The sequence below is a fragment of the Enterobacter sp. ECC_219_Taxon_10 genome, assembly GCF_058354905.1.
In genome coordinates this window covers 797,095-813,722 of sequence record NZ_CM178005.1, presented here as the reverse complement: position 1 = coordinate 813,722, position 16,628 = coordinate 797,095, and the positions used below count along the sequence as shown (strand labels likewise).

Annotated in this window: 14 protein-coding genes; all 14 read right to left on the bottom strand. The window is 55.9% G+C overall.

Annotated features, from left to right (window positions below; genetic code table 11):
• Positions 1–50: 50 nt before the first annotated feature.
• Positions 51–1,115, bottom strand: coding sequence for an undecaprenyldiphospho-muramoylpentapeptide beta-N-acetylglucosaminyltransferase (gene murG, locus AC4ICF_RS03785; protein WP_116342506.1), 1,065 nt, complete (start codon positions 1,113–1,115; stop codon positions 51–53).
• Complete coding sequence (gene ftsW, locus AC4ICF_RS03780) at positions 1,112–2,356, bottom strand: cell division protein FtsW (RefSeq protein ID WP_028015508.1); 1,245 nt, start codon at positions 2,354–2,356, stop codon at positions 1,112–1,114. Before ftsW ends, murG begins: the two co-directional genes overlap by 4 nt.
• Positions 2,356–3,672, bottom strand: coding sequence for a UDP-N-acetylmuramoyl-L-alanine--D-glutamate ligase (murD, locus tag AC4ICF_RS03775; RefSeq protein WP_166710111.1), 1,317 nt, complete (start codon positions 3,670–3,672; stop codon positions 2,356–2,358). The genes ftsW and murD overlap by 1 nt, the downstream gene beginning before the upstream one ends.
• Before the next feature lie 2 nt (positions 3,673–3,674).
• Positions 3,675–4,757 carry a phospho-N-acetylmuramoyl-pentapeptide-transferase gene (mraY, locus tag AC4ICF_RS03770; protein ID WP_008501985.1) on the bottom strand — a complete coding sequence of 361 codons (1,083 nt, stop codon included), beginning with the start codon at positions 4,755–4,757 and terminating at the stop codon, positions 3,675–3,677.
• On the bottom strand, positions 4,751–6,109 hold the full coding sequence (murF, locus tag AC4ICF_RS03765; protein ID WP_116342502.1) for a UDP-N-acetylmuramoyl-tripeptide--D-alanyl-D-alanine ligase: 1,359 nt from the start codon (positions 6,107–6,109) through the stop codon (positions 4,751–4,753). Before murF ends, mraY begins: the two co-directional genes overlap by 7 nt.
• A complete protein-coding gene (gene murE, locus AC4ICF_RS03760; RefSeq protein ID WP_316379692.1) occupies positions 6,106–7,593 on the bottom strand; it encodes a UDP-N-acetylmuramoyl-L-alanyl-D-glutamate--2,6-diaminopimelate ligase in 1,488 nt (495 codons plus the stop codon). The genes murF and murE overlap by 4 nt, the downstream gene beginning before the upstream one ends.
• Positions 7,580–9,346 carry a peptidoglycan glycosyltransferase FtsI gene (locus AC4ICF_RS03755; protein ID WP_028015504.1) on the bottom strand — a complete coding sequence of 589 codons (1,767 nt, stop codon included), beginning with the start codon at positions 9,344–9,346 and terminating at the stop codon, positions 7,580–7,582. Before AC4ICF_RS03755 ends, murE begins: the two co-directional genes overlap by 14 nt.
• A 15-nt stretch (positions 9,347–9,361) precedes the next feature.
• Entirely contained in the window at positions 9,362–9,727 is a 366-nt protein-coding gene (gene ftsL / locus AC4ICF_RS03750) for a cell division protein FtsL (RefSeq protein WP_006173860.1), read from the bottom strand.
• Positions 9,724–10,665, bottom strand: a complete 942-nt coding sequence (gene rsmH / locus AC4ICF_RS03745) for a 16S rRNA (cytosine(1402)-N(4))-methyltransferase RsmH (protein ID WP_028015503.1) — start codon at positions 10,663–10,665, stop codon at positions 9,724–9,726. Before rsmH ends, ftsL begins: the two co-directional genes overlap by 4 nt.
• A 2-nt stretch (positions 10,666–10,667) precedes the next feature.
• The gene (mraZ, locus tag AC4ICF_RS03740; protein ID WP_014882537.1) at positions 10,668–11,126 is read right to left on the bottom strand and encodes a division/cell wall cluster transcriptional repressor MraZ; all 459 of its coding nucleotides are present in this window, start codon (positions 11,124–11,126) and stop codon (positions 10,668–10,670) included.
• A 599-nt stretch (positions 11,127–11,725) separates the two neighbouring features.
• Positions 11,726–12,733: a catabolite repressor/activator gene (gene cra / locus AC4ICF_RS03735; RefSeq protein WP_014168621.1), complete on the bottom strand. Its 1,008-nt coding sequence runs from the start codon at positions 12,731–12,733 to the stop codon at positions 11,726–11,728.
• A 179-nt stretch (positions 12,734–12,912) separates the two neighbouring features.
• On the bottom strand, positions 12,913–13,404 hold the full coding sequence (ilvN, locus tag AC4ICF_RS03730; RefSeq protein WP_045259452.1) for an acetolactate synthase small subunit: 492 nt from the start codon (positions 13,402–13,404) through the stop codon (positions 12,913–12,915).
• A 1-nt stretch (position 13,405) separates the two neighbouring features.
• Positions 13,406–15,130, bottom strand: coding sequence for an acetolactate synthase 3 large subunit (gene ilvI / locus AC4ICF_RS03725; protein WP_316379693.1), 1,725 nt, complete (start codon positions 15,128–15,130; stop codon positions 13,406–13,408).
• 380 nt (positions 15,131–15,510) lie between these two features.
• Positions 15,511–16,473 (bottom strand): transcriptional regulator LeuO, encoded by a 963-nt coding sequence (leuO, locus tag AC4ICF_RS03720; RefSeq protein ID WP_302219616.1) that lies wholly within the window; start codon positions 16,471–16,473, stop codon positions 15,511–15,513.
• Positions 16,474–16,628 lie beyond the last annotated feature (155 nt).

Sequence of the window (16,628 nt, the reverse complement as noted above, 5' to 3'; positions counted from 1 at the left end):
AACGCCATCGACTACTTAAAATTCGTGCCGCGCTTCACGCGCTGCGAGGGTTAAGCCTGGGCTGCCAGGCTCACTTCTTTTGCCACCCGTTCTGTCGCATCCGGGATAGCAACCGCGCGCGCGCGTTGTGCCATCTCCAGCAGTGCGTCTCTGTTCCAGCCCGCCAGGGTGGTGGCGACCGCATCGGCGGTAAATTGTGGCTGTTCAAAAATTTTCGCCGCGCCGGCTTTCTCAAGCGGCAGCGCATTCCAGTACTGCTGTCGGTCTTTGTGCTGGAACGGCACGAACAGCGCGGGTAAACCGGCGGCGGCAATTTCGCTCACCGTCAGCGCCCCCGAGCGGCAGACCACGACATCGGCCCAGGCATAGGCTGCGGCCATATCGTCAATAAATTCCGTCACTTTATGCTGCGGTTTTCCCGCTTCGGCATAAGCCTGCTCAACGGTCTGCTGAGCGCCTTTTCCGCTCTGGTGCCAGATCGTCACGGCATCCCCCAGCTTTGCCGCCACCTGCGGCATCGTCTGGTTTAAAATACGCGCCCCCTGAGACCCACCGACAACCAGCACACGAACCGGACCTTCACGTCCCGCCAGGCGGGCATCCGGCAGCGGTAGCGCCAGCACGTCCACGCGCACCGGGTTGCCCACCACGTCCGCTTTCGGGAACGCGCCGGGAAACGCCTGCATCACTTTGGTCGCGATTTTCGCCAGCCACTTGTTGGTCAGGCCGGCAATACCGTTCTGCTCATGCAGCACAACGGGAATACCCAATGACCATGCGGCCAGCCCGCCGGGACCAGAGACATAGCCGCCCATGCCCAACACCACATCGGGCTTAAAGCGCTTCATGATGGTGCGCGCCTGACGCCAGGCGTTGAAAATACGCACCGGTGCCAGCAGCATGGCCTTGAGACCTTTTCCCCGCAGGCCAGAAATTCGAATAAAGTCGATCTCGATACCGTGCTTCGGTACCAGGTCGGCCTCCATGCGGTCTGCGGTTCCCAGCCAGCGTACCTGCCAGCCCTGATCCATTAAATGGTGCGCAACCGCCAGTCCCGGGAACACGTGTCCGCCGGTACCGCCCGCCATCACCATTAACCGCTTCGGTTGATTCATCGTGAACCTCGTGTAAACGCCTGGGCTTTCTCCAGACGCGTCTCATAATCTATGCGTAACAAAAACATAATGGCCGTCGACATGATCAACAGACTCGAACCACCATAGCTGATCAGCGGCAACGTCAGACCTTTGGTCGGCAGCATACCCGCTGCGGCCCCGACGTTAACCAGTGCCTGGAAGCTAAACCAGATACCAATTGAGCAGGCTAAGAAGCCTGAGAAGCGGTGATCGATCTCCAGCGCTTTCCGGCCGATGGACATAGCACGGAAAGCGACGAAGAATACCATTAATAGCGCTAATACCACACCGATATAACCCAGTTCTTCCCCAATAATGGAGAAGATGAAGTCAGTATGCGCTTCCGGTAAATACTCCAGTTTCTGAACCGAATTGCCCAGGCCTTGCCCCCAGACTTCACCGCGGCCAAACGCCATCAGCGACTGCGTCAGCTGATAACCGCTGCCGAACGGATCTTCCCAGGGGTTCCAGAATGAGGTAACGCGGCGGATACGGTAAGGCTCAGCGAGGATCAGCAGCACCACCGCTGATATCCCCATTCCGATAATGGCAATGAACTGCCACAGCTTGGCCCCTGCCAGGAACAGCATCGCCAGCGTCGTCACGAACAGCACTACCACAGTACCGAGGTCAGGCTGCGCCAGCAGCAGGATCGCCAGCACCAGAATCACGCCCATCGGCTTTAAGAACCCGCGAAGGTTATTACGCACCTCATCGACCTTACGGACCAGGTAGTTCGCCAGATAGCAGAACAATGAAAGCTTGGTAAATTCCGCCGGCTGAATACGCAGCGGGCCGAAGGCGATCCAGCGCGATGCCCCGTTAACGGAGCTCCCGACAACCAGCACGATCAACAGCATGATGATAGAAGCGATCAGCATCGCGGTACTGTGCCGCTGCCAGAACGCCATCGGCAGACGAAGCGTCACCAGCGCCAAGCAAAACGCCAGAATGATGTACAGCCCGTCACGCTTGGCGAACAGGAAGGGATCGTTCGCCAGACGCTGCCCGACGGGCATGGAAGCCGAGGTCACCATGATAAAGCCGATCGCCGCCAGCCCCAGCGTCAGCCAGAACAGGGTGCGGTCGTACATAATCAGGCTATCGGAATCTTTATCCCGTGAAGCCATCACCCAGCCTTTCAGCGCCGCAAACAGCCACACCAGGATCCCAAATCCTGGCAGGCGCGGCATTTTCAGGCGAGGGAGAGATAAACGCATCAGCCTAACTCCTTCGCAAGGCGGGTAAAGACATCGCCACGCTGTTCGAAATTCTTAAACTGATCGAGACTGGCGCACGCCGGGGAGAGCAGAACCATATCGCCAGGCTGCACGCGCGGGGCGATCAGCCGCATCGCCTGTTCCATGGTTTCAGTTTGCTCGGCAATTTCCGGGCGTAGTTCAGCCAGCTCGCTGCCGTCGCGGCCAAAGCAGTACAGGCGGATGTTATCGCCGGTGAGATACGGCTTCAGGGAGGAGAAATCTGCGGATTTGCCGTCTCCACCCAACAGCAGATGAAGGGTACCGTCAACGTGCAGACCGTTCAGCGCGGCCTCCGTGCTTCCCACGTTGGTCGCTTTGGAGTCGTTAATCCAGCGCACGCCGTTATGCTCCAGCGCCAGCTGGAAACGGTGCGCCAGGCCGGAAAACGTAGTCAACGCTTTCAGGCTGGAAGAGCGCGGCAGCCCTACGGCATCCGCAAGCGCCAGCGCCGCCAGGGCATTGGTGTAGTTGTGCTGGCCGGAAAGCTTCATCTCTTTCACGTTCAGCACTTTCTCGCCTTTCACGCGCAGCCAGGTTTCTCCCAACTGACGGTTCAGATGATAATCACCCATGGTGATACCAAAGCTGATACAGCGCTCGTCCGCGCCACGCACGGGCATGGTCAGCGCGTCATCGGCGTTAACCACGCAGACTTTGGCGTTTTCGTATACGCGCAGCTTGGCCGCGCGGTACTGCTGCAGACCAAATGGATACCGGTCCATATGATCTTCAGTCACGTTGAGGATTGTTGCCGCCGCCGCATGCAGGCTGGAGGTGGTTTCAAGCTGGAAGCTGGAAAGTTCCAGAACGTACAGCTCGCAGCCTTTGTCCAGCAGCATCAGCGCGGGCAGACCGATATTGCCGCCTACCCCTACGTTCATGCCTGCGGCTTTCGCCATTTCACCCACCAGGGTAGTAACGGTGCTTTTGCCGTTAGAACCGGTGATCGCGATAACCGGCGCCTGCGCTTCGCGGCAGAACAGTTCGATATCGCCGACAATCTCAACGCCCGCATCCGCGGCAGCGCTCAATGAAGGGTGCGCCAGCGCCATTCCCGGGCTGGCGACAATCAGATCGGCTGCCAGCAGCCAGTCATCATTCAGACCACCAAGGTGGCGTTCAACCTGTTCCGGCAGCTTGTCCAGACCCGGCGGAGAGACACGCGTATCCATCACGCGCGGCGTAACGCCGCGCGCAAGGAAAAAGTCCACGCAGGAGAGGCCTGTGAGGCCTAACCCGATGATAACGACTTTTTTGCCCTGGTAATCTGCCATGATTAACGTACCTTCAGCGTTGCCAGGCCAATCAGCACCAGCATCAGCGAAATAATCCAGAAGCGCACAATCACGCGCGGCTCCGGCCAGCCTTTCAGTTCATAGTGGTGGTGGATCGGCGCCATACGGAAGATGCGCTGACCGCGCAGCTTGAAGGAGCCAACCTGCAAAATCACCGACAGGGTCTCAACCACAAACACGCCGCCCATGATCACCAGCAGGAACTCCTGACGCAGCAGTACGGCGATAATGCCGAGCGCACCGCCTAAAGCCAGAGAACCGACGTCGCCCATAAAGACCTGCGCCGGGTAGGTGTTGAACCACAGGAAGCCCAGCCCCGCGCCGACAATCGCCGTACAGACGATCACCAGCTCACCCGCGTGGCGCAGATAAGGGATGTGCAGGTAGTTCGCAAAGTTCATGTTACCGGTCGCCCACGCCACCAGCGCGAAACCGGCGGCCACAAAGACGGTTGGCATAATGGCCAGGCCATCCAGACCGTCGGTCAGGTTAACGGCGTTGCCGGTGCCAACAATCACAAAGTAGGCCAGCAGGATGTAGAACAGCCCCAGCTGCGGCATCACGTCTTTAAAGAACGGCACCACCAGCTCGGTGGCAGGCGTGTCTTTTCCGGCCAGATACAGCGCGAAGGCCACGCCCAGCGCAATCACTGACATCCAGAAATACTTCCAGCGGGCGATCAGGCCCTTCGTGTCTTTGCGGACGACTTTGCGGTAATCATCCACAAACCCGATGATGCCGTAGCCCACCAGCACGGTCAGCACGCACCAGACGTACGGGTTGGACGGGTAGGCCCACAGCAGCACGGAAACAACGATCGCGGTAAGGATCATGATCCCGCCCATCGTCGGCGTACCGCGCTTGCTGAAGTGCGACTCCGGACCGTCGTTACGTACGACCTGGCCGAAAGAGAGTTTTTGCAGACGGGCAATCATGCGCGGGCCCATCCACAACGAGATGAACAGCGCAGTCAGCAGGCTGACGATGGCGCGAAACGTCAGATACGAAAAGACGTTAAAGCCTGAATAATATTTGACCAAATGTTCGGCCAGCCAAACTAACATGTCCCGTTCTCCTGTAATGCGTGCACAACCTCTTCCATGGCGGCACTACGTGAACCTTTCACTAACACTGTCACAATTTGTTTTTCTGTAATTAATGCCTTAAGGCGCTCAATTAAGGCGGCTTTATCGGCAAAATGTTCGCCAACGCCGCTGGCACGGCTAATCGCCTGGCTCAGTTTTCCTGCGCTCAGCACGCAGTCCAGCCCCGCCGCTTTTGCCGCTTCACCGACCTGGGTATGACAGGCTTCGCTTTCATCGCCCAGCTCGGCCATATCGCCAACCACCATGATGCGGTAGCCCGGCATTTCAGATAATACCTGCACCGCCGCCGTCATCGAGCCGACGTTCGCGTTGTAGGAGTCATCCAGCAGCAGCTTGTTTTCCGAAAGCTGAATCGGGAACAGACGTCCCGGCACGGCTTTCAGGTTCGCCAGCCCCGCTTTGATCGCCTCATGCGACGCGCCCACCGCCGTCGATAACGCCGCTGCCGCAAGCGCATTGGCGATGTTATGGCGTCCCGGCAGCGGCAGCAGCACGTCTACGCCGCCCGTCGGAGTGGTGAGGGTGAACTCCGTACCGTGCGACGTCACATGGATATTGGTCGCGGTAAAGTCACTGTTGGCCGCATTCGGCGAGAAGCGCCAGGTTTTACGCGAACCAATGATGCTTTGCCAGTTCAGCCAGTCGTTGTTATCGGCGTTAAGAATGGCAATACCGTCATCCGGCAGGCCGGTGTAAATCTCACCTTTCGCTTTCGCCACGCCTTCCAGCGAGCCGAAGCCTTCAAGATGCGCCGCCGCCAGGTTATTCACCAGCGCCGCTTCCGGGCGAGTCAGGCTTACGGTCCAGGCGATTTCGCCCTGGTGGTTTGCCCCTAACTCGATCACCGCAAATTCATGCTCTTTGGTCAGGCGAAGTAATGTCATCGGCACGCCGATGTCATTATTGAGGTTGCCCGCGGTATAGAGCGTATTGCCGCACTGGCTGAGGATCGCCGCCGTCATCTCTTTCACCGACGTTTTGCCTGATGACCCGGTCAGTGCGACAACGCGAGCAGGCACCTGCTGACGCACCCAGGCGGCCAGCTCGCCGAACGCGAGACGTGTATCGTTCACCACAATCTGCGGCAGATCGATATCGAGCCTGCGGCTGACGAGCAGCGCACCGGCGCCGTTCTCTTTGGCCTGTTCTGCAAAATCATGCGCGTCAAAACGCTCGCCTTTCAGCGCCACAAACAGACAGCCCGCAGTAATTTTGCGGGTGTCAGTCGTCACGGCATCGATGGTCAGGTCTTGCCCGTGCAGGTCGCCCTGCAGGATGGCAGCGGCCTGACGTAACGTGATGCTAATCATGCAACTACTCCCAGCAGGCGTGCTGCCGTTACGCGGTCCGAGTAGTCCAGACGGCGATTGCCAACAATCTGATAATCTTCATGCCCTTTGCCCGCCAGCAGAACAACATCATTCTCCTGCGCCTGCATAATGGTGTTGGTCACGGCTTCCGCACGGCCTTCCACCACGCGGGCACGACCGGCGTCCAGCATTCCCGCCAGAATATCGTTGATGATGGCGCGCGGCTCTTCGGTACGCGGGTTGTCATCGGTCACAACCGGAATATCCGCGAACTGCTCGGCAATAGCCCCCATCAGCGGGCGTTTGCCTTTATCGCGATCGCCGCCGCAGCCAAACACGCACCAGAGCTTACCGGTGCAGTGCAGGCGCGCTGCTTCCAGTGCTTTTTCCAGCGCATCCGGGGTGTGGGCATAATCAACCACTACGGTCGGTTTACCCGGCGCGCTGAACACTTCCATACGGCCGCAAACCGGCTGCAGACGCGTTGACGTTTCCAGCAGCTCCGCCATCGGATAACCCAGCGCCAGCAACGTCGCCAGAGCCAGCAGCAGGTTGCTGACGTTAAACGCCCCCATCAGGCGGCTTTCAATTTCACCTTCCCCCCAGGAAGAGGCAAAGCGGATCGTCGCGCCGCTGTCGTGATAGTTAACGTCAACGGCCTTCAGCCAGCGGCCGTGGCAGTTCGGATTGATATGGTCTTCCATCGACACCCCAACCGCGTCCGGCAGCTTCGCAAGCCAGCGGCGGCCCACTTCGTCATCGGCGTTGATGATAGCCTGGCCGTAATGGTGAGTAGAGAACAGCAGCCATTTCGCGGCTTCGTAGTGCTCCATATCACCATGGTAATCAAGGTGATCGCGGCTCAGGTTCGTGAACACTGAAGCAGCAAATTTCAGCGCCGCGACGCGGTGCTGAACCAGACCGTGCGAAGAGACTTCCATCGCAGCAAAGGTTGCCCCCTGCCCTGCCAGACCGGCAAGCACATGCTGTACGTCAACCGCCGAGCCGGTGGTGTTTTCCGTCGGGCTCACTTTGCCCAGCAGGCCGTTGCCTACGGTGCCCATCACGGCCCCCGTTTCACCCAGCAGTTGAGCCCACTGCGCCATCAGCTGCGTGGTGGTGGTTTTTCCGTTCGTGCCCGTCACGCCAACCAGACGCAGCTGGTCGGAAGGTTCGTGATAAAAACGTCCTGCCAGTGCAGAGAGACGCTCATTCAACTGGCTGAGATAGACAACCGGCACCCCGTGAATTTCACGGATCTCACCGTCGGTTGCTTCGTCTTTGGCCTCAGCAATAATGGCAGCAACACCTTGCGCAATCGCCTGCGGGATATAACGACGCCCGTCCGCCTGATGACCGACCACCGCCACAAAAAGATCGCCAGAAGCAGCCACGCGGCTGTCCAGTACCATCTCTCGTAGTGCTCGCGCAGGTAGCATAGGCACCCACGGAGCGAGAAGGTCGCGCAAATTACGATCTGCCACCTGTACCCTCGCCTTGATTAATTACAAATTCACTTTTTTCGCCCGTCGCCAGCGCATCCGGTTCAACGTTCATGGTGCGTAACACGCCGCCCATGATGGCGCCAAACACAGGCGCAGAAACGGCGCCGCCGTAGTATTTACCCGCCTGTGGATCGTTAATGACGACCACAAGCGCAAAACGCGGATTGCTTGCAGGCGCAACGCCTGCGGTATAGGCAATGTATTTGTTGATGTAGCGACCGTCTGGCCCCACCTTTTTCGCCGTACCGGTTTTAATGGCGATGCGGTAGCCTTTAATGGCCGCCTTCACGCCGCCGCCACCCGGCAGCGCCACGCTTTCCATCATGTGCACAACGGTACGAACGATGGATTCCGGGAAGATACGCTCGCCCGGAACCGGTGGATCAACTTTGGTGATGGACAGCGGGCGATAGACGCCGTAGCTGCCAATCGTTGCGTAGACTCGCGCTAACTGTAACGGGGTTACCATTAGCCCGTAGCCGAAAGAGAAGGTGGCCCTCTCTATGTCAGACCACCGTTGTTTTTGAGGATATAAGCCACTGCGTTCTCCGACCAACCCCAAATTGGTCGCCTTTCCCAGTCCAAAACGTGAGTAAGTCTCTACTAACGCTGAGGACGGCATCGCTAACGCCAGCTTTGAAACACCGACGTTACTCGACTTCTGTAACACCCCGGTCAGGGTCAATTCGCTGTAGCGCGCCACGTCTTTAATCTCGTGGCCGTTAATACGGTAAGGGATCGTGTTCAGGACCGTGTTTTCATTGACGATACCGCGCTGAAGCGCCGTCATCACCACCATCGGTTTCACCGTGGAGCCGGGTTCGAACACGTCAGTAATCGCCCGGTTACGCATCGCATCTTTTGCGGTGCCGGTAAAGTTATTCGGGTTGTAGGACGGACTGTTGGCCATGGCCAGCACTTCGCCAGTACTGACATCCACCAGCACGGCGCTGCCTGACTCGGCCTTGTTAAACGCCACGGCGTTGTTGAGCTCGCGGTAGACCAGCGCCTGCAGGCGCTCGTCAATACTCAGGGCCAGGTTGTGCGCCGCCTGGCTGTCCGTAGAGGAGATATCTTCGATGACGCGCCCGTAGCGGTCCTTACGCACAATTCGCTCGCCCGGCTGGCCGGTAAGCCACTTATCGAAACTTTTTTCAACGCCCTCAATCCCCTGGCTGTCGACGTTGGTGAAGCCAATGAGGTGAGCGGTTACTTCACCGGACGGATAGTAACGACGGGATTCTTCGCGCAGATGAATGCCCGGCAGCTTCAGTTTTCGAATGTAGTCCGCCATGTCAGGGTTAACCTGGCGCGCCAGATAGATAAAACGCCCTTTCGGGTTCGCGTTGACGCGAGAGGCAAGCTGATCCAGCGGCATTTTGAGCGCATCTGACAGCGCTTTCCAGCGGTTATCAAGCGTGATGCCACCGGCATCGTGCAGCTCTTTCGGGTCGGCCCAGATCGCTTTCACCGGCACGCTCACCGCCAGCGGGCGGCCTGAACGGTCGGTTATCATTCCGCGAGAAGTCGACACTTCCTGAACGCGAAGGGAGCGCATATCCCCCTGGCGTACCAGCATGTCAGGGGCGATGATTTGCAGCCACGCCACGCGCCCCAGCAGGAAACCCAGCGCCAGTAAAATGCAGCCGCAAAGCAACGCAAAACGCCAACTGATAAAGTTGGCCTGTTCTTCCTGACGTTTTGGTTTTAGCGTTTTTGCCGCTGCTTTCATGCGTCGCGTTTTCCCTTATTTTTGTACTACGATATTTTCCTGGGAAGGATCAACATGCTGCAGTTGCAGCTTTTCCGTTGCGATCCGTTCAACCCGGCTGTGATCGCCGAGCGCGTTTTCTTCAAGGATCAGATTTCGCCATTCAATATCCAGCGCATCGCGTTCAAGCACCAGCTGCTCGCGCTGCGCAGTCAATAAACGTGTATGGTGAGCCGTGGTCACCACCGTAACTGCCGTAACAATGATGCAAATGAACAGGCAGAGTGGCAGCTTCCCAAACCGCAAAAGATCGTCGCCGATCACGCCAGGCAAAGCATGGCGCTCGTTGCTTCCTAACGATCCCTTAACTTTGCTTAGGGTCTCTGTCACTCTGCCGATCATGCGTTCGTCCTCTCTGCAACTCGCAGCACTGAACTACGGGCGCGTGGATTCTCTGCCACCTCTTCTTCGCCCGGCATCAACTTGCCTAATGCTCGCAACTGACGGCCACCCAGCTTCCTGAGTTGTTCTTCCGTCATCGGCAGCCCCGCTGGCACTTGTGGACCGCGGCTCTGTTCACGCATGAAGCGTTTCACAATGCGGTCTTCCAGCGAATGGAAGCTGATGATGGATAACCGCCCACCCGGGGCCAGCACGTCGAGCGAGCTTTTTAGCGCCAGCTCTATTTCCTCCAGTTCACTGTTTACCCAGATGCGAACCGCCTGGAAGGTACGGGTCGCGGGATGTTTGTGCTTATCCTTCACCGGCGTCGCCGCCGCAATCACTTCGGCCAGCTCTTTGGTGCGGGTCATTGGCTCAACGCGGTTGCGCTCAACGATGGCGCGCGCAATGCGCTTGCCAAAACGTTCTTCGCCAAAGGTTTTGATCACCCAGGCAATATCCGCTTCGTCAGCGGTCTGCAGCCATTCGGCGGCAGACTGGCCACGCGTCGGGTCCATACGCATGTCCAGCGGACCGTCGCGCATAAAGGAGAAGCCGCGTTCTGCATCATCAAGCTGGGGTGAAGAGACGCCAAGATCGAGAAGAATCCCGTCGATCTTGCCCGTAAGATCGCGCTCGGCAACGTAATCCGCGAGCGCAGAGAAAGGTCCATGCACGATGGAAAAGCGTGGGTCATTGATGGTCTGTGCAACGGCAATCGCCTGCGGATCGCGATCGATTGCCAGCAGACGCCCTTCCTCTCCAAGCTGGGAGAGGATCAAACGCGAGTGACCACCGCGACCAAACGTGCCATCAATGTAGATGCCATCCGGACGAATGTTCAGGCCGTTCACGGCCTCGTCCAGCAGCACCGTTTTGTGTTTATAATTTTCCATCATATTTATAGAGACAAGTCCTGCAGCCGTTCCGATAAAGTTGCGGAATCAGACTGCTCAGCGTCGATATCTTCCTTGACCTGTTGATACCAGGTCGTTTCGTCCCACAGTTCAAACTTGTTGAACTGTCCGACCAGCATCACTTCTTTGGTCAGACCGGCATGTTGCCGCAGCACGGGCGCAATCAGTAATCGCCCGGCGCTATCCATCTGACACTCACTGGCATGTCCCAATAACAGCCGCTGCACGCGGCGCTCTTGCGGGTTCATGCTCGACAGTCGCGACAGCTTTTGCTCAATAATTTCCCATTCAGGTAAGGGGTAAAGCAGCAGGCAGGGGGAGTTGATGTCAATGGTGCAAACCATTTGACCCGAAGCGTTCTCAATCAGCTGGTCGCGATATCGGGTTGGGACCGATAAACGCCCTTTGCTGTCGAGATTGACTAACGTAGCTCCACGGAACATGCCAGTCTCACCCCTCCTCACCACTTTAACCCACAAATTCCCACCTAAAGGAGTTTACGGAGCGAGGGAAAAGCTTGTCAAGCCAGGACTCTCCCTATAAGGACCCGAAAGGCCGCTATTTACAGAGATAAACAGACCTGGCTAATAACTGCACAACTGGCGAGGCAAAATTAACGTTATGAATATTTGTAAGAAAAAAACCGAATATGCACACTAGCGTTAAGGCTCACTCAATATCATCGCAGATAAATATAAAGTGTCAGTTTGCGACGCGGGCAGCATTTTATGACAGATTCTCTGGGGATAACAGCGCCAGATTCACGCAAGCGGACGGTGAAGGCAGCGGCTGCGTTGCTGGCCGGTCAAGGGGGAAGGAAAAACGGCTGAATATTCATCGACCGAAGAGGGTTTGTAACAAAATAATACAAAGATAGGCTTTTAAAATGGCTTCATGATTCTTTAAGGACCATTTTAAACGACAAAATGAATTAGGAAAAATAGTAGATTATGATCTCTCAAGAATTATCCTAATTTCATTGCGGGAATTAACTCGGCAAATTATTTCAGTAAAAAGGGGCGGTTTTCGCCGCCCCGTCATTTCATTTATGGCGGCTCAAAATTCCGCGATGATAGAGATTACGTTTGATACGCGTCAGACCCGGCTTCGGTTTTCGCGGCTCATCCAGGCTCGCCAGAACAATCTCCAGAACGCGTTCAGCTACATCGCGGTGACGCTGAGCCACCGCCAGCACCGGGCACTGAAGGAAATCGAGAAGCTCGTTATCCCCAAACGTGGCGATCGCCAGGTCGGAGGGAAGCTTGCCTTCACGACGTAAGGTGACATCCATCACCCCCTGCAGAAGAGCAAACGACGTGGTGAACAGCGCCTGGGGCATCGGGTGCGTCTCCAGCCATTTTTCGAACAGCTGCGCAGCGGCTTCGCGTTCATAGCTGTTGGCATAGAGATAGTGGACTTCACGCGGATCGTCTTTCCAGGCGGTTCTGAACCCCTGCTCACGCAGGAAGCTCACGGAAAGCTCAGGCAGCGCGCCAAGATACAGCACCGTTTCAGCGGGGAAAGTTCTCAGCTCAGCGGCCAGCATTTCCGCGTCATCCTGATCGGCACCCACTACGCTTGTGAAATGCTCACGATCGAGTGCGCGGTCCAGCGCAACGATGGGGAAAGGATCGTTCGCCCAGCGCTGGTAGAACGGATGCTCCGGCGGTAAGGAGGTCGAGACGATGATGGCATCAACCTGACGCTGGAGCAGATGCTCAATGCAGCGCATCTCGTTATCGGGCTGGTCTTCAGAACAGGCGATCAGCAACTGGTAACCGCGCTGACGAGCCTGACGTTCAAGATAGTTGGCGATACGGGTATAGCTGGTGTTTTCCAGATCCGGGATCACCAGACCAATAGAGCGGGTGCGCCCGGCACGCAGGCCGGCAGCGACAGCATTCGGATGGTAGTTATGCTCACGAACCACCGCCATAACTTTTTCAACGGTCTTATCGCTGACACGGTACTGCTTTGCTTTGCCGTTAATCACATAGCTGGCCGTTGTTCGTGACACGCCGGCTAGCCGGGCGATTTCATCCAGTTTCACAATTGCCCCTTAAAAAAAGAAAAGAGTCCATGGCCCTGTCAAGGTTATGGTTAAATCTTTTAACATCTAAACGCAGAAAAGCCTTCGCGGCAACCGCTTTTATCTGCGTTGTCGGCTGATTACGCAAAAAAAAGCCCGGCTTTGGTGACCGGGCTGAAAGAGGCGAACCTTTTTAATAACTACCGCATGATTTTCTCGCCGCGTGACAGACCAACGATCCCCGATCTCGCCACCTCAACAATTTTTGCTACATCCCGCACGGACGCCAGGAAAGCGTCCAGCTTGTCACTGGTTCCGACCAGCTGAACCGTATAAAGAGAAGGCGTGACGTCGATGATCTGCCCGCGGAAAATATCCGCATTGCGTTTGACCTCTTCGCGCCCGTAACCGCTGGCCTGAATTTTTACCAGCATGACCTCACGCTCAACGTAAGCGCCCTGCCCCAGCTCGCTCACGCGCAGCACGTCGACCAGCTTATGCAGCTGTTTCTCGATCTGCTCAATCACCTTGGCGTCGCCAACGGTCTGAATCGTCATACGCGACAGCGTCGGATCGTCCGTTGGCGCTACGGTCAGGCTTTCAATGTTATAGCCGCGCTGCGCAAAAAGCCCAATGACGCGCGACAGTGCGCCAGACTCGTTTTCCAGTAATACCGATAATATCCGGCGCATATCAGGTTCTCTCCGTTTTGCTTAACCACATCTCATCCATACCGCCGCCGCGAATATGCATCGGATAAACGTGCTCGGTCCCATCAACGATGACATCCATAAAGACAAGGCGGTTGTTTTTAACGTGCTCAAGCGCTTCTGCGAGCTTCGTTTCCAGTTCAGCCGGGTCGGTCACCCGCATCCCCACATGACCGTAAGCTTCAGCAAGACGAACAAAATCCGGCAGCGATTCCATGTACGACTGAGAGTGGCGGCCCGAGTAGATCATATCCTGCCACTGCTTCACCATGCCGAGATAGCCGTTGTTGAGGTTGAGCACCAGCACCGGCAGCTCATATTGCAGCGCGGTGGAGAGTTCCTGAATGTTCATCTGGATACTGCCGTCACCGGTCACGCAGACAACGGTTTCATTTGGCAGCGCCAGCTTAACGCCCAGCGCGGCAGGCAGGCCAAAGCCCATCGTGCCTAAACCACCCGAGTTGATCCAGTGACGCGGTTTATCAAACGGATAATAGAGGGCGGCAAACATTTGATGCTGGCCCACGTCAGAGGTTACATATGCATCGCCTTTCGTCAGTCGCCAGACCGCTTCGATGACCGCCTGCGGCTTAATATGCTCGCTTTGGGTGTCATATTTCAGACACTGCCGCGCGCGCCACTGCTCAATTTGTTGCCACCAGTCGCGGATTTCATCCAGCGGCTGAGCTGTGTTCTCCAGGGCCAGCAGATCCAGCATTTGTTCAAGGACCTGACGAGCGTCACCGACGATAGGTACATCAGCCGACACTGTTTTTGAAATTGAGGTTGGATCAATATCAATGTGCAGCACGGTGGCATTCGGGCAGTACTTCGCCAGGTTGTTGGTAGTACGATCGTCAAAACGCACGCCGACGGCAAAGATCACGTCAGAATGATGCATTGTCATGTTGGCTTCATAGGTACCGTGCATCCCTAACATGCCGAGCGCCTGACGGTGGGTGGCGGGAAACGCTCCGAGCCCCATCAGCGATGACGCAACAGGAAGATTGAGCTTTTCAACCAGTTCACGAAGCTGTGCCTCACACGCTGAATTGACAGCCCCGCCACCGACATAGACCACCGGTTTTTTAGCAGCCAGCAGCGTTTGCAGCGCGCGTTTGATCTGACCTTTGTGGCCCTGCGTTGTTGGGTTGTAAGAGCGCATGCTCACCGATTCCGGCCAGACATAAGGCAGCTTGTTTGCCAGGTTCAGGATATCTTTAGGGAGATCGACCACCACCGGCCCCGGGCGCCCGCTTGCCGCCAGCCAGAACGCCTTCTTCAGCACGCCAGGAATGTCTTCGGTTTGCTTGACCAGGAAGCTGTGCTTCACAACGGGACGCGAAATCCCGACCATGTCGCACTCCTGAAACGCGTCATAGCCAATCAGTGATGTCGCGACCTGTCCGGAAAGGATCACCAGCGGAATAGAGTCCATGTACGCAGTCGCAATGCCGGTAATGGCGTTTGTCGCACCGGGCCCCGACGTGACCAGGACCACGCCTACTTCACCCGTCGCACGCGCCAGGCCATCGGCCATGTGCACCGCCGCCTGCTCATGGCGTACCAGCACATGGTCAATGCCCCCTACCGTATGCAGCGCATCATAAATATCAAGAACCGCACCGCCAGGATAGCCGAACACTTGCTTTACGCCCTGATCGATCAGCGACCGGACGACCATTTCCGCGCCAGACAACATCTCCATGCTTTGCCTCCAGGCATTTTGTTATAGACGGACCGCCGAATTCATTTCCGCACCGTCTTGCGATCGGGATGAACCCGTCTTCTATTTTGCAGAGTGATACTTACCTTAACCGCTCGTTATGAGGCAGGCAATTCGCAAACCAGGAGAGAGAAGAGGCCGTGAAAGCAGAAAAAACAGACATTGTCAGAGGATATGGTTAATTCATCTGAAATTAGAGGACGAGATGATAAATCATCGCTGAAAAGCGCGGCGATCCAGAAAATCATCTATTTTTACAGGCCTGGCAGCCGCCAGACAAAATACACAACAGAACAAAATATCAATAAATGAAATAAAACCAGGATAAATCACATGCAGAGATGCAATTTATCCTGACTCGATTATCGACGGCAGATGCTAATAAGTAGCTCTTCCATCCACTGATGTCCTTTATCCCGTCCAGCGGCTTCATGCCAGGAGAGATAGCAGGTACGGCTATTTAGCTTGAGTGGCAGGGGCAGAATTTGCAGATTTAATGCGCCAGAGAACTCTTCTGCCAGCCAGCGTGGCGCAATTGCCACCAGCTGCGTCTGGGAAACGACGTTTAATACACTGACCATGGCCATCCCCTGATAAGCCACGCTCGCCTGTTTCTCCGCAGTGTCGTACCACGGCAGGCTAAAGGAGGCATATCTGTCGAGCGCGACAACGGCATGCTGTTCGCCATAAACGTCACTTTCACGTAGCGGAGCATTCAGTCGTGGATGTTTTTTGCTGGCAACCAGCACCATTTCATCTTTAAACAGCGGTACGCAGGAAAATTCAGGACGGCGGAATTCTTCATAACCCAGGACGAATTCGGTTTCCTGGTAACGTAACTGGTGTTCAGTGTTTTGATTTAAGGACGATTTAAAGACAAGATTAATATTAGGTGCGATCTCTTCAACTTTATTATAAATAATTGATGTCAGATAATTATCTAATGGGCTGCAGACGCAGAGATGGAATACTCTCTCACTGCTTAAGGGTTCAAAGCCCGAGCCTGGCAGCTCATTTTGCACCAGCTGCAGCGCCTGGCGGATGGAGCCGAAAAGCTGGAAAGCCCGCGCTGTCGGCTGGATCCCTCTGCCATAACGAACGAATAATTCGTCATTGAACATCACTTTAAGCCTGGCAACCGCGTTGCTTACCGCAGGTTGTGACATTCCCAACGATTGTGCCGCCCGGGTGATATTCTGCTCCTGCATGACGGCATCAAACACCGTCAATAGATTAAGATCCACCGTGCGCAACTGCGGTTTAATCCCATCAGTAACTTGTGGTTGTTTAATATTATTTTCTGGCACTTCTGACTCCACTGTCACGCTACACTCCCTTCGCCAACGCACTGTAATAATTTCAGAAAATATGATTTACCATGCAAATACGACCAGCGAAAGAAAATTGTTTAAAAATCGGAATATATAAAGATCACGTAATAACGTTAAAATAAAAATAGACGCAAAAGATATGTTTAACT